Genomic DNA, 13,779 nt, shown 5'->3' with positions numbered 1-13,779 from the left:
ACGATCCGGGACAAGGGTGCGCTTGGGGCATCCTAATCCTCTTCGAACGGGTCCCATTCATCCTCGACCTCGGCCAGCGCCTCGGTCTGCGCCTGTGCCTGCTGCGCCTCGGGCGTGCGAATGGCGGTGATGCGCGCGGCCGGAAACTGCGCCAGCACCGCCTGCACCATCGGATGCGCCTGCGCCTGTTTTTCCAGCGCCAGCCTGGTGGCGTCGCGGGTTTCGGCGATGGTTTCCGCCCCGCCATCGTTGACCACGGTCACCGCCCAGCGGTTGCCGGTCCAGCGTTGCAAAGCGCCGCCCAGACGTGCGGCCAGATCCTGTGGCGCGCGGTCGGTGGGCACGAATTCGATCCGGCCGGGGCGGTAGTTTGCAAGGCGCAGGCAGGTTTCCACGTCGATCAGCAGCTTGGCGTCGCGGTGCGCGCGGATCAGCTCGACCACGTGATCGAAGCTGGGGTAATGCGCCAGCGCCTGATCGGTCTGCTGCGCCAGCGCGGCGACCGGTGCGCCACCGCCACTGGCATGGGGGCCGCTGCCGCCCTGATGGGTGGGTGCCGGTGTACCCGTCGCCTGCGCCTGGCCGCCATTGGCCGCTGCACCGCCACCGCCCGGGCTCACCGGGGCCGCGGGCGGCGCATCTTTCAGCCTGCGCACCAGATCCTCGGGCGTGGGCAGGTCGGCCACATGGGTCAGGCGGATCACCGCCATTTCCGCGGACATCATGGCATTGGGCGCGCTTGCGACCTCTTCCAGCGCCTTCAGCAGCATCTGCCATGTGCGCGACAGCACCCGCATCGGCAACGCGTCGGCCATCGCCTGACCGCGCGCGCGTTCGTCCGGGCCGACGGTGGGGTCTTCGGCCGCTTCGGGCGTGATCTTGACCACGGAAATCCAGTGCGTGATCTCGGCCAGATCGCGCAGCACGGCCAGCGGATCGGCCCCGTCGGCATATTGCGCGCCCAGTTCCGACAGCGCGCCTGCCGCATCGCCGCGCATGATCATGTCGAACAGGTCGAGCACCCGGCCCCGGTCGGCCAGACCCAGCATGGCGCGCACCTGATCGGCGGTGGTTTCGCCCGCGCCATGGCTGATCGCCTGATCCAGCAGCGAGGTGGCGTCGCGCGCGGACCCTTCGGCGGCGCGGGTGATCAGGGCCAGCGCGTCATCGGCGATGTCTGCCCCTTCGGCGTCGGCGATGCGGCGCAGCAGGGTCAGCATCACCTCGGGTTCGATCCGGCGCAGGTCGAACCGCTGGCAGCGCGACAGGACCGTGACCGGCACCTTGCGGATCTCGGTGGTGGCGAAGATGAATTTCACATGGGCGGGGGGTTCCTCAAGCGTCTTGAGCAGAGCGTTGAACGCGTTGGTCGACAGCATGTGAACTTCGTCGATGATGTAGATCTTGTAGCGCGCGCTGGCCGCCCGGTAATCCACCGAGTCGATGATTTCGCGGATGTCGCCCACGCCGGTGCGGCTGGCGGCGTCCATTTCCATCACGTCGACATGGCGGCCTTCCATGATGGCCACGCAATGTTCGCACTGGCCGCAGGGGTCGGTGGTGGGGCCGCCCTGCCCGTCGGGGCCGATGCAGTTCATGCCCTTGGCGATGATGCGTGCGGTGGTCGTCTTGCCGGTACCGCGGATGCCGGTCATGATGAACGCCTGCGCAATGCGATCTGCGGCAAACGCGTTTTTCAGGGTGCGCACCATCGCATCCTGTCCGACCAGATCGGCAAAGGTCTCGGGCCGGTATTTGCGGGCCAGAACCTGATAGGCCGTGCCGGTCTGTTCGCCTTGATCGCTCATCCCGCTCCCCTTGGTGTGCCAATGCGAAAACTAAGGCGGCAGGCGCGCAAGGTCCACCGGATTGTTGGCGCTCACAGCGGCCTGACGGCGGGCCAGCGCGGCCTTGTCGTCTGAAACCCGTGTTCTAAACAGAACGCATGCACAAGAAAGTCTTTCCGCCCGGCGCTTGCGCTTGATTTCAGGCGATGCGCGCGCAACTCTGATTCTGTTGCTGCAAATGGGGGGACGTCACGGTGCAGATGCAGGCGCTTTGCGCATTCTTGTCGGTGTCATGCCGGCGCAGGGCAGGACCAAGGCCCGCGCCACGAGACGCGGACTAGAAAAAGACATGGGCGCGATGGTCATACATGCTCTGCCGGTTGCGGGCGGGATACTGGCAATCTGCCCCCTGCCCGGTCGCCACGGCAATTATGCCGATGATCTGGAGCATATGCGCGAATGGCAGCCGGCCCTGGTGCTGACCCTGACCACCAGGATCGAAATGGTGACCGAAGGTGCCGAGACGCTGGGGCAGGACTTGCAGGACCGCGGCAGCCGCTGGTTCCACCTGCCGATCGAGGATATGGGTGCCCCCGACACGCATGTGACCCAGCAGTGGGACAATGTCAGCCGCATCGCGCTGGCGGCGCTGCGCGGCGGGGGGCGGGTTCTGGTGCATTGCATGGGCGGCTGCGGACGCTCGGGGATGATCGCGCTGCGCCTGATGGTCGAGGCGGGCGAAGACCCTGCCGCCGCGCTGAACCGGCTGCGGCATGTCCGCCCCTGCGCGGTCGAGACCGAGGCGCAGATGGAATGGGCCATCCGCGTGCGCCCGCCCGAATTCATCCATCGCAGCGGCGTGTAACGGCTGCGGCACCTGTGCGCGACGGGGGTTTGAAATCTGCCGACGCGCCCCATGTTTAGAATTGCGAACAGAAACGGAGGGGTCGGCATGCCTGCATATGAAAAATCGCCCGATGTGATCGCCACGCTGTCACCCGAGGAATTCTGGGTCACCCAGGAAAGCGGGACAGAGCGGCCGGGCTCGGGCAAGTATCTCAACAACAAGGAACCCGGGATATACGTCGATATCGTTTCGGGCGAGCCCTTGTTCGCCTCGGCGGCCAAGTATGAATCCGGTTGCGGCTGGCCCAGTTTCGTCAAACCGATCGAGCCGGAAAACATCGTGGAAGTGACCGACACGACCCATGGCATGGTCCGGGTCGAAGTCCGCTCACGCCACGGCGACAGCCATCTGGGCCACGTGTTTCCCGACGGGCCACGTGACCGGGGTGGGCTGCGCTATTGCATCAACTCGGCCAGCCTGCGGTTCATCCATCGCGACGACATGGAGGGCGAAGGCTATGGCCAATACATCAACCAAGTGGAGGACGTGACATGACCGAAGACCGCGCTGTTCTGGCCGGAGGCTGTTTCTGGGGCATGCAGGATCTGATCCGCAAGATGCCGGGAGTGATCCGCACCCGTGTCGGATACACCGGCGGTGACGTGCCCAACGCCACCTATCGCAACCACGGCACCCATGCCGAGGGGATCGAGATCATCTTCGACCCCGCAAAGATCAGCTATCGACAGTTGCTGGAGTTCTTTTTCCAGATCCACGACCCGACCACCCTGAACCGTCAGGGCAACGATCGCGGTCTGAGCTATCGCAGCGCCATCTACTACGTGGACGATGCGCAGCGCGATTGCGCGCTGGACACGATCAAGGATGTCGAGGCATCGGGCCTGTGGCCCGGCAAGGTGGTGACCGAGGTCGAGCCCGTGGGCGATTTCTGGGAGGCCGAGCCCGAGCATCAGGATTACCTGCAGCGTATCCCCCACGGCTATACCTGCCATTTCGTGCGCCCCGACTGGGTGCTGCCCCGCCGCGACGCGGCCGAGTAACGGGACCGCCGACTGCCTGGACCGCGCGCGCACTCGACACCGGGGCGCGCGCGGTGAATACTGCGCCGAGGCCCCTGTGCGGGCACGACGACAAGGGGCAAATTGCGCATGAGCCGGACCATCCTGATCCTGAACGGGCCGAACCTGAACCTGCTGGGCACGCGCGAGCCCGAGATTTACGGCGCGGCCACGCTGGACGACGTCGAGGCAGAGTGCACAGCGCTGGCAGGTGATCTGGGGCTGGCGGTGGACTTTCGCCAGACCAATCACGAAGGCGATCTTGTCACCTGGATACAAAAGGCGCGCGGCACGGCGGCCGGCATCGTGATCAACCCCGCCGCCTATACCCATACATCCGTGGCCATTCTGGACGCGCTGAGCACGTATGAAGGGCCGGTGGTCGAGGTTCACATCTCGAACATCCACCGGCGCGAGGCGTTTCGCCATCATTCCTTTGTCTCGTCCCGCGCCGATGGGGTGATCGCGGGTTGCGGCACCCACGGGTATCTGCTGGCTCTGCGGCAGGTGGCCCATCTGCTGGGCTGACACCGGCTAGATCGTGCGGCCTGCGGCCTCCCAATAGGGCAGGCGCAATTCGCGTTTGAGGATCTTGCCGATGGAGCTGCGCGGCAGCTCGTGGCGTATCTCCACCGCCGACAGCCGGTGGCTCTTGCCCAGCCGCGTATTGGCCGCCTGCCGTATCTCGTCCGCGCCACGGGTCGCCCCGCCGCGCAACACCACCAGCCCCAGCGGTGTCTCGCCCCATTCGTCCGAGGGCACCCCGATCACGGCGGCATCCACCACGTCGGGATCGTCCAGCAGAACCAGTTCCAGATCGTTGGCATAGATATTCAGCCCGCCGGAAATGATCATGTCCTTCTTGCGGTCCGACAACACCAGAAACCCGTCGGCGTCAAAGCTGCCCATATCGCCCGAGCGAAAGAACTGCGTGCCGTTCGGATCGGTCCAGATATACTTGGCCGTCAGGTCATCGCGCCCGAAATACCCCGACATCATGGTGGGCGAGCGCCCCACGATCTCGCCCACCGCGCCCGGCGGCAGCGGGTTGCCCTGCGGGTCGATGATCACGATCTCGGAAAATTCGGCGGGTGCCCCGACGGTGTGCAGCTTGTCGGGCTGCTCATCCGCGATCAGCACGGTCACGCCGCCGCCCTCGGTCAGACCATAGTATTCGATCAGCTTGCCGGGAAACCGCGCCAGCACGTCGCGCTTCACATCCGCCCGCAGCGGTGCCGAGGTCGAGAATTTCACCCGCATCGAGGACAGGTCGAAATCGTCGAAATCGGGCACGTCCATGATGCGCTTGTATTGCACCGGCACCAGCATCGTGTGGGTGATGCGTTCGGCCTGAACAATCTCGAGATACCCGCGCGCATCGAACTTCGGCATCAGATACGCGGTGCCGCCGCCGACCATCGCGGGCAGGAAACACACGATGGTGGTGTTGGAATACAGCGGCGTGGAAATCAGCGTGCGCGCATCATCGTCGGCATAGCCATTCGGCCCCACCCGCGACATCTGCGCCGCGCGCATCCAGTGATTGTGCAGGATACCCTTGGGTGTGCCCGTGGTGCCCGAGGAATAGATCAGGTTGCACGGATCATCCAGCGTGACCGGCACGCCCGGATCGGTGTCTGGCGCATCGGCCAGCAGGCTTTCATACGTCGGGAAATCGCCGTCGAAATCCAGCGCCACGGTCCGCGCGGGGATGTTGCCCAGAAAGGGCGCGGCCAGATCACGGTATTGCGCAGCAAGGAAAAACACCTTGGCCCCGCAATCGGCCAGCATCTTTTCCAGTGCTTCCGACGCGGCAAGCGTGCTCAGCGGCGTGATCACCGCCCCCGCCCGCAACGTGCCGATGAACACCTCGGCATAGGCGACCGAGTTCGGGGCCAGCATCGCCACCCGGTCACCCTTGGCCACGCCCATCGCCATCAGCGCATTGGCCACCCGGTTCACCCGCGCGTCGAACTCCGCCCATGTGCGGCTGGTATCGCCGCAGACCACGGCCAGCCGATCCGGGTTGCGCGCGGCAGAGGCACGGATCAGGTCATTCACCGTCGTGGTGGGCGGTGCGTCGGGCGTGGGTGGGGTGATACGGATCATGCTGCGGCCTCCTCCTGCTGCGAGGGGAGGTTTGCGCGGGATCAGCCGAATTGCAAGATGGTGGAATTCATTTCCGAACGGCGGAACTCAGACCACCACCTCCATCCGCTTCTGATCGCCCACACCGAACACCCGCTTGTAGCGCGCGATCTGGTCCTCGGGGCCCATCGCCTTTTCGGGGTTGTCCGACAGTTTCACCGTGGGCCGCCCGTTGGCCGACACCGCCTTGCACACCATCGAGAAGGGTGCCAGCGCGTCGCCATCCGTCAGCCCGCGGAAATCGTTGGTCAGCAGCGTGCCCCAGCCAAACGAAACGCGCACGCGGCCTGCGAACTGGGCCTGCAACTCGGCGATCTTGTCCACGTCCAGCCCGTCGGAAAAGATCACCAGCTTGTCGCGCGGGTCCTCTCCCCGGTCATGCCACCAGCGGATCGCGGTTTCGGCCCCGGTGGCCGGATCGCCGGAGTCGACGCGGATGCCCGTCCAGCCGGCCAGCCAGTCGGGCGCACGCTCCAGAAACCCCGGCGTGCCATAGGTGTCGGGCAGGATGATGCGCAGGTTGCCGTCGTGTTCCTCGTGCCAGTCGGCCATCACCTGATAGGGGGCCTGGGCCAGTTCGGCATCGCTGTCAGCCAATGCGGCATAGACCATGGGCAGTTCATGGGCGTTGGTGCCGATCGCCTCGATATCGCGCTTCATGGCGATGTGGCAATTCGAGGTGCCAACGAACTTGTTGCCCAGCCCTTCGATCAGGGCCTGCACCGCCTTGTCCTGCCACAGGTAGGAATGGCGGCGGCGGGTGCCGAAATCGGCCAGTCGCAGGCCGTCGATGGTGCGCAGGTGCTCGATCTTTTCCCACAGCTTGGTCAGCGCGCGGGCATACAGAACCTGCAATTCGAACCGGCCCATGTGGTCCAGCACGGCGCGCCCGCGCAATTCCATCAGCACGGCCAGCGCGGGGATTTCCCACAGCATCACCTCGGGCCATTTGCCCTCGAACGTCAGCTCATACTGCCCGTCGCGCTTTTCCAGGTGATAGGGCGGCAGCCGCAGTGCCTCGAACCACTCCATGAACTCGGGCGTGAACATCTGCCGCTTGCCATAGAACATGTTGCCGCGCAGCCAGGTGCTTTCGCCCCGCGTCAGCGACAGCGAGCGGATGTGATCCAGTTGTTCGCGCAACTCGCCCTCGTCGATCAGTTCGGCCAGACGGATGGATTTGCTGCGGTTGATCAGGCTGAAGGTGACCTGCGTGTCGGGCTTGTTGCGAAACACAGACTGGCACATCAGCAGCTTGTAGAAGTCGGTATCGACCAGCGAGCGCACGATCGGGTCGATCTTCCAGCGGTGGTTCCAGACGCGGGTGGCGATATCGACCATGGGGCGGCTCCTGTTGTGTCGGATGCGTTAGAGCAAACCAATAGACCAAATTGCAAGGGGCCAAGGACCGACCCGTCACGCCTGCGGGCGCACCAGCTTGACCCCCATCGAAGTCATGTTGCGCAGCGCCGCGTCCAGCGAGCCGTTCAGGTCGATCCCCCGGCACAGGTCAAGGCGCACCTGAACCGCAAAGCCCAGCCTTGCGGCATCCATCGCCGACCATGCCACGCAGAAATCCGTGGCAAGGCCGCAGAACGTCAGGCCGGTGATCGCGCGATCGCGCAGATACCCCTCGAGCCCCGTTGCGGTGATGCGATCATTCTCGAAGAACGCGGAATAGCTGTCGATCTCGCGCCGGAACCCCTTGCGCAGGATCAGATCGGCGCGGTTCAGGTCCAGATCGCGGTGAAAGGCCGCGCCATGGGTGCCCTGCACGCAATGATCGGGCCACAGCGTCTGCTTGCCATAGGCCATGTCGACTTCCGACATGGGCGCGGCCCCGTCATGCTGGCTGGCGAATGACAGGTGATCGGCCGGATGCCAGTCCTGCGTCAGGATCACCGTATCCGCCTGTGCCATGGCGGCGTTGATGCCCGGCACGATCTGATCGCCCTCGGCCACGGCCAGCGCGCCACCGGGGCAGAAATCGTTTTGCATGTCGATGACGATCAGCGCGGTGTCGCTCATGTCTGTGGCCTTTTCTTTTGCATCGCTTTCAGTCTAGGCGGGCTGCCGCGAATTGCCAACGGGCGCGACGCAGTCTATGGGCCGGGCTTTGATCGGCAGGGGGTAACGATGGCGCGGCTGGGTCTGGATTTCGGAACGTCGAACACGGGTGCCGGGGTGATGGCGGGCGGTCGGCCCTTTGTCATCCCGCTGGAAGATGGCGCCAGCACCGTGCCCACCGCCATCTTTCTCGATTTCGCGGCGAAACGCATGGTCTACGGCAGTGCGGCGGCGGATGCGATGCGCGCCGGCGACGAGGGGCGGTTCATGCGCGCGCTGAAATCGGTGCTGGGCACGCCGCTGGCGCGCGAGGAGCGGAATTTCCTTGGCCAGCGCACAACGCTGATTGCTGTGATCGCGGGCTTTCTGGCCGAGATGCGGGACCGCGCGCAGAACTTTACCGGGATGACATTCGACACCGCCCTGTCGGGTCGGCCGGTGCGGTTCCATTCCGACTCTGATACCCGCGATGCAAAGGCCGAGGCGGATTTGCGCATGGCCTACGATCTGGCGGGGTTCCGCGACGTCGCGTTCCTGCCCGAACCGCAGGCGGCGGCGCTGGCCGTTGCTGCGACGGGCCGCGTGCTGGTGGTGGATATCGGCGGTGGCACATCGGATTTCACCCTGTGCGACAGGGCGAACAGCCAGACACAGGTTCTGGCCAATCGCGGCCTGCGTCTGGGCGGCACCGATTTCGACCGGGTGCTCAGCCTGGCCCATGCCATGCCGCTGCTGGGTCATGGCGCGCAGATCGGGGCCGAACTGGGCAGCGCCAGCCATGCCGCCCCGCGCGCGCTGTTCCACGATCTGGCCAGTTGGGAAAAGATCGCCTTTGTCTACGACGCGGCCCTGCTGCGCGAGGTTCGGCGCTGGATCAGGCTGGCGCAGCAGCCTGTCTTGTTCGAACGTCTGGCCGAGGTGCTGGAGGCGCATCTGGGCCACGACATCGCCTATGCGGTCGAGGCGGGCAAGATCGCGGCCAATGGCACAGGCGCAGGGCGGATCGCGCTGGACGTTGTCGAGCGCGGATTGGGGGCCGATCTGGGCCGCGCCGCGCTGACCACCGCACTGTGTGCCCATGCCGATGCCATCGGGGCCGAGGCGGTGCAGACGCTGGCCGATGCCAGTGTTGCGCCCGATACGGTGGATCATGTGGTTTACGTGGGCGGCTCCAGCCTGTTGGGGGTTGTGCGGCAGGCCATCGGCGCGCGGCTGCCCGATGCGAAGGCGCAGGATGCGGCCGTGTTCACCGCCGTGGTCGAGGGGCTGGCCATCGCGGCCGAGTGATCCGCCCTCTTGCCTGAAACACGCGACAGGCGTATCGGAACGCGCATGTATATCCTGGCCGCCCTCTATCATTTCACCCGGTTCGACGATCCCGCCGCGCTGCGCGTGCCCTTGCTGTCGCTGATGCAGGCCCAAGGCGTCACCGGCACGCTTTTGCTGGCGCGCGAGGGGATCAACGGCACCATCGCGGGCGACCGCGCCGGGTTGGATGCCGTTCTGGCCCATGTGCGCGCCCTGCCCGGCTGTGCCGATCTGGAATGGAAGGAAAGCACCGCCAGCGCACAGCCTTTTGCCCGCACCAAGGTCAAGCTGAAACGCGAGATCGTGACCATGGGCCAGCCCGACATCGACCCGCGCGCACGGGTGGGCCACTATGTCGAGCCGCAGGACTGGAACGACCTGATCCGCTCGGACGATGTGGTGCTGATCGACACCCGCAACGATTACGAGGTGGCCATCGGCACCTTTCAGGGCGCCGTCGATCCGCAAACCGCCAGTTTCCGCGAGTTTCCCGCATGGTGGGAAGCGAACAGGGACAGGTTTCACAACAAGCGGGTGGCGATGTTCTGCACCGGCGGCATCCGCTGCGAGAAATCCACCAACTACCTGCTGGGTCAGGGCGTGCCCGAGGTCTATCACCTCAAGGGCGGCATCCTGAAATATCTTGAACAGGTGCCCGAGGATGACAGCGCCTGGAACGGGGCCTGTTTCGTGTTCGACAACCGCGTGTCAGTGGAACACGGCCTGCGCGAAGGGCCGCATCTCTTGTGTCACGCATGCCGCCGCCCGATCCTGCCCGAAGATCGCTCACGGTCTGAGTATGAGCATGGTGTAAGCTGCCACCAATGCGCGAATGAGACCACGGACAGCGACAAGGACCGATTCCGCGAGCGGCAACGCCAGATCGACCTGGCAAAGAATCGGGGCGAAAGACACCTTGGCGGGTTTTCCGAGGTCTAGCTATGGCCACACCGCGCGCCAGCCTGATCGCCGATATGCCCGGTTTATTTGCATTTTTTTGGGCGAAGGCGCCGAACAGGTGGAAATCCGCCGATTTTTCTGCACATGCACAGTCGCAAGCTTGATTGGAGTGCGCCGTGTAGGTAACCGTATTCACAATGTTTTTACACTTTCGCCCGTAGGTCTGGTGCAACTCTGAGTGCACTCAAACGATGGGCACATATTTTGAATTGCTGCTTATTAAATTAGCGGGGGGGCCCTATGTTACTCTATCGCTTCGTCATCTCTCTTTCACGTTTTCAGAAACAGGTGATGTTTCTGCTGCTGGACCTGATGGTCGTTCCGGTCGCATTGATTTTTGCAGCGTTGCTGAACAGTTCCATTGCCCTTGATGGCACGCAAGGGTGGCAATTCTTGCCCCTGGTGCTGTGCATGATCGCAGTTGCAGCGGCGACAAGCGTGGGGTTGGGCCTGCCCCGCATCAAGCTGAACGCCTATGAAAGCCACGGGATCATGCGCACGACCGCCTTTGCAGCGGTGACAGGCGGGGCCGGGCTGGTCATCAACTACGTGCTGGGTGCGATGTTGACGCCCAAGATTTTCGTGATTTTCACGATGATTTTCCTGATCATGGCGGTGTCGTGGCGGGTTCTGTTGCGACAGATCACGTTGTGGATCTACCGTCGTGGAAGCGATCGGATGCGTGTGATCGTCTACGGCGCGGGGCAGACCGGGCAGCAGCTTGCCGCAGCCTTGCGGACAGATGACGCGGTTGAGCTTGTGGCTTTCGTCGACGACAACCCGACCTTGCAAAGCATGGTGGTGGCAGGCCTGCCCGTGTTTGCGCCGTCCGAATTGCAATCCGTGATGGCCAGACGCAAGATCGACCGCATTGTTCTGGCAATGCCTTCGGCAAGCGCGCGCAATCAGGCACGCATCGCTGCGCGGCTGCGCCCCCTTGGGGTCGAGGTGCATTCCTTGCCGTCCTTTGCAGAACTGGTCTGCACAAGCGAAGTCTCGCTGCGTGACGCCGCTGTGCCACTGGACGAACTGCTTGGACGCGACAACCTGGAATCGGAATTGCCAAGCACGTCCGAAGCGTATTCCGGCCGCACGATCATGATCACCGGCGCAGGAGGCTCGATCGGGTCGGAACTATGCCGTCAGTTGATGAAATGCAGCCCCGCGCAACTGATCCTGTTCGATCACTCCGAACTTTCGCTGTACAACATCGACAGGGAATTGCGCGAAATGGCGCAAGGCACCGAGATCATTCCCATTCTTGGGTCCGTCACGGATGAACCTCTGGTCCGGCATGTCCTGACAGAGCACAGGATCGAGGTGATCCTTCATGCCGCGGCCTACAAGCATGTCCCATTGGTCGAGGGCAACGAAATCGCAGGTCTGTGGAACAACGTGTTCGGGACACGCATTGTCGCCAATGCCGCCCGGGCTGCCGATATCCCACGATTTATCCTTGTGTCGTCCGACAAGGCAGTGCGCCCGACCAACATAATGGGAGCGTCCAAGCGTCTGTCCGAACTGGTGGTTCAGGATCTTGCCACGCGCTCGACATCGACAAAGTTCGCCATGGTGCGGTTTGGAAATGTGCTTGGCTCGTCCGGGTCGGTCATCCCGTTGTTTCGCGAACAGATCGCGCGCGGTGGCCCCGTCACCCTGACCCATGGCGAGGTGACACGCTACTTCATGACGATATCCGAAGCGGCAAGGCTGGTTCTGCTGGCCGGTTTCTATGCGCGTGGTGGCGATCTGTTCGTGCTGGACATGGGCAAGCCCGTGCCGATCCGGCAGCTGGCGCGACAGATGATCGAGGGCGCAGGCATGCGCGTACGTGACGCCAGACACCCCGACGGCGATATCGAGATCCTCGTCACCGGCCTGCGTCCTGGCGAAAAGATGCACGAGGAGCTGCTGATTTCGTCCGACATGCTGACCACTCCGCATGCCAAGATCCTGCGCGCGCAGGAAAGCTATCTTTCCGAACTGGAAATGGCCAATGCCCTTCGCGATCTGCGCGAGGCGGTAGACACTCAAGACGCAGCCGCTGCCCGCAAGGTGGTTGCGCGCTGGGTCGAAAAGCACGAAGGCACAACACTGACCACCGCAACTGCCAACTGATCCGGCATTTTCGCCACGTCTTCCGGGTCAACCCGCCCGGGGGCACGCGGTTTCATTGACATGTCACAGGGCCATGGCCAAAAAGCTGAGAAAAATCATTCAGTAGCGGGACAAACCAAATGAAAATCGCGATGATCGGGACCGGCTATGTCGGACTTGTCTCAGGGGTCTGTTTTTCGGATTTCGGCCATGAAATTGTCTGCGTCGACAAGGATCCCGCAAAGATCGAAAAGCTGGAACGCGGCGAAGTCCCGATCTACGAGCCCGGCCTTGACGCGCTGATGGCCAAGAATGTCGAGGCGGGTCGCCTGAAGTTCACCATGGATCTGGCCGCAGCCGTGGATGGCGCAGATGCGGTGTTCATCGCCGTCGGTACGCCCACGCGACGCGGCGATGGTCATGCCGATCTGTCCTATGTGATGGCAGCCGCAGAAGAGATTGCCAAAGTGGCCAAGGATTACGTGGTGGTCGTGACCAAATCCACCGTCCCCGTGGGGACAAACCGCGCCGTGAAACAGGTGATCCGCAAGGCCAATTCGGCGCTGGATTTCGATGTGGCAAGCAACCCCGAATTCCTGCGCGAGGGGGCCGCGATCGAGGATTTCATGAAGCCTGACCGCGTCGTCGTGGGTGTGCAGAACGATCGCGCCGCAGAAGTGATGGCCGCGATCTATCGCCCGCTTTACCTGCGCGACTTTCCGATCGTCACCACCGACCTCGAGTCGGCCGAGATGATCAAGTACGCAGCCAACGCGTTCCTGGCGACAAAGATCACCTTCATCAATGAAATCGCCGCCCTGTGCGAACGGGTGGGCGGCGACGTGAAAGAGGTGGCGCGCGGCATCGGACTGGACGGGCGCATCGGCAACAAGTTCCTGCATGCCGGCCCCGGCTATGGCGGGTCGTGTTTTCCCAAGGACACCAAGGCCTTGGCCCGGATCGGGCAGGAACACGCCGTGCCCATGCAGATTACCGAAACGGTCATCAAGGTGAACGAGGAGATCAAGCGCCGCATGATCGACAAGTTGCAGGACCTGTGCGACGGCTCGTTCAATGGCAAGACCATCGCGGTGCTTGGCGTCACGTTCAAACCAAACACCGACGACATGCGTGACGCGCCCAGCCTGACGATCATCCCCGCGCTTGTGGGTGGCGGGGCAAAGGTGCGCGTGGTCGACCCGCAAGGGCGGCACGAGGGCGAGGCGCTGCTGCCCGGTGTCCACTGGCTCGACGATGCCTACAAGGCGGCACAAAAGGCGGATCTTTTGGTGGTCCTGACCGAATGGAACGAGTTCCGCGCGCTTGATCTGAAGAAACTGGCGAAAAAGATGGCCACGCCCCGGATGGCCGATCTGCGCAATGTCTATGCCCCCAAGGATGCGCGCCGTGCCGGTTTCACTGCCTATGAATCCATCGGCAGGGCCGCCTTTCTCAAGGACGACTGAGGAGGTTTGACAGCGTCCGG

Annotated in this window: 12 protein-coding genes; 8 read left to right on the top strand and 4 right to left on the bottom strand. The window is 63.7% G+C overall.

The window, feature by feature from the left end:
- Nucleotides 1-32: 32 nt before the first annotated feature.
- Nucleotides 33-1,808 carry a DNA polymerase III subunit gamma/tau gene (locus tag ACFTOW_RS12810; RefSeq protein ID WP_379916305.1) on the bottom strand — a complete coding sequence of 592 codons (1,776 nt, stop codon included), beginning with the start codon at nucleotides 1,806-1,808 and terminating at the stop codon, nucleotides 33-35.
- A 328-nt stretch (nucleotides 1,809-2,136) separates the two neighbouring features.
- Here ACFTOW_RS12810 and ACFTOW_RS12805 point away from each other — a divergent pair, with 328 nt between their 5' ends.
- The 4 genes from ACFTOW_RS12805 (at nucleotide 2,137) to aroQ (ending at nucleotide 4,241) form a co-directional block, all read left to right on the top strand.
- Nucleotides 2,137-2,652: a phosphatase domain-containing putative toxin gene (locus ACFTOW_RS12805; protein ID WP_379916303.1), complete on the top strand. Its 516-nt coding sequence runs from the start codon at nucleotides 2,137-2,139 to the stop codon at nucleotides 2,650-2,652.
- Nucleotides 2,653-2,739: 87 nt separating this feature from the next.
- Nucleotides 2,740-3,189 (top strand): peptide-methionine (R)-S-oxide reductase MsrB, encoded by a 450-nt coding sequence (gene msrB / locus ACFTOW_RS12800; RefSeq protein WP_379916301.1) that lies wholly within the window; start codon nucleotides 2,740-2,742, stop codon nucleotides 3,187-3,189.
- Complete coding sequence (gene msrA, locus ACFTOW_RS12795) at nucleotides 3,186-3,695, top strand: peptide-methionine (S)-S-oxide reductase MsrA (protein WP_379916298.1); 510 nt, start codon at nucleotides 3,186-3,188, stop codon at nucleotides 3,693-3,695. The genes msrB and msrA overlap by 4 nt, the downstream gene beginning before the upstream one ends.
- Nucleotides 3,696-3,803: 108 nt before the next feature.
- Complete coding sequence (gene aroQ / locus ACFTOW_RS12790) at nucleotides 3,804-4,241, top strand: type II 3-dehydroquinate dehydratase (protein ID WP_379916296.1); 438 nt, start codon at nucleotides 3,804-3,806, stop codon at nucleotides 4,239-4,241.
- Nucleotides 4,242-4,247: 6 nt separating this feature from the next.
- On the opposite strand, the gene ACFTOW_RS12785 is transcribed toward aroQ, so the two are convergent.
- From ACFTOW_RS12785 to pncA, 3 genes are all read right to left on the bottom strand, one after another.
- The gene (locus ACFTOW_RS12785) at nucleotides 4,248-5,822 is read right to left on the bottom strand and encodes a class I adenylate-forming enzyme family protein (protein ID WP_379916294.1); all 1,575 of its coding nucleotides are present in this window, start codon (nucleotides 5,820-5,822) and stop codon (nucleotides 4,248-4,250) included.
- Between the two features lie 87 nt (nucleotides 5,823-5,909).
- A complete protein-coding gene (gene pncB / locus ACFTOW_RS12780) occupies nucleotides 5,910-7,202 on the bottom strand; it encodes a nicotinate phosphoribosyltransferase (RefSeq protein ID WP_379916292.1) in 1,293 nt (430 codons plus the stop codon).
- A gap of 75 nt (nucleotides 7,203-7,277) precedes the next feature.
- Entirely contained in the window at nucleotides 7,278-7,889 is a 612-nt protein-coding gene (gene pncA, locus ACFTOW_RS12775; RefSeq protein ID WP_379916290.1) for a bifunctional nicotinamidase/pyrazinamidase, read from the bottom strand.
- A 108-nt stretch (nucleotides 7,890-7,997) separates the two neighbouring features.
- Between pncA and ACFTOW_RS12770 the strand changes: the two genes are divergently transcribed.
- The 4 genes from ACFTOW_RS12770 to ACFTOW_RS12755 all read left to right on the top strand — a co-directional run bounded on the left by ACFTOW_RS12770 (nucleotide 7,998) and on the right by ACFTOW_RS12755 (nucleotide 13,759).
- Nucleotides 7,998-9,215: an Hsp70 family protein gene (locus tag ACFTOW_RS12770; protein ID WP_379916288.1), complete on the top strand. Its 1,218-nt coding sequence runs from the start codon at nucleotides 7,998-8,000 to the stop codon at nucleotides 9,213-9,215.
- A 45-nt stretch (nucleotides 9,216-9,260) separates the two neighbouring features.
- Nucleotides 9,261-10,175, top strand: a complete 915-nt coding sequence (gene trhO / locus ACFTOW_RS12765) for an oxygen-dependent tRNA uridine(34) hydroxylase TrhO (RefSeq protein WP_379916286.1) — start codon at nucleotides 9,261-9,263, stop codon at nucleotides 10,173-10,175.
- A gap of 261 nt (nucleotides 10,176-10,436) precedes the next feature.
- Nucleotides 10,437-12,314, top strand: coding sequence for a polysaccharide biosynthesis protein (locus ACFTOW_RS12760; protein ID WP_379916283.1), 1,878 nt, complete (start codon nucleotides 10,437-10,439; stop codon nucleotides 12,312-12,314).
- Between the two features lie 119 nt (nucleotides 12,315-12,433).
- Complete coding sequence (locus ACFTOW_RS12755) at nucleotides 12,434-13,759, top strand: UDP-glucose dehydrogenase family protein (protein ID WP_379916281.1); 1,326 nt, start codon at nucleotides 12,434-12,436, stop codon at nucleotides 13,757-13,759.
- Nucleotides 13,760-13,779: the final 20 nt, after the last annotated feature.

It is taken from the genome of Lacimonas salitolerans (assembly GCF_042677865.1).
In the GTDB taxonomy this organism is placed as follows: Bacteria; Pseudomonadota; Alphaproteobacteria; order Rhodobacterales; family Rhodobacteraceae; genus Lutimaribacter; species Lutimaribacter salitolerans.
This window is presented reverse-complemented; position numbering and strand designations above follow the sequence as displayed.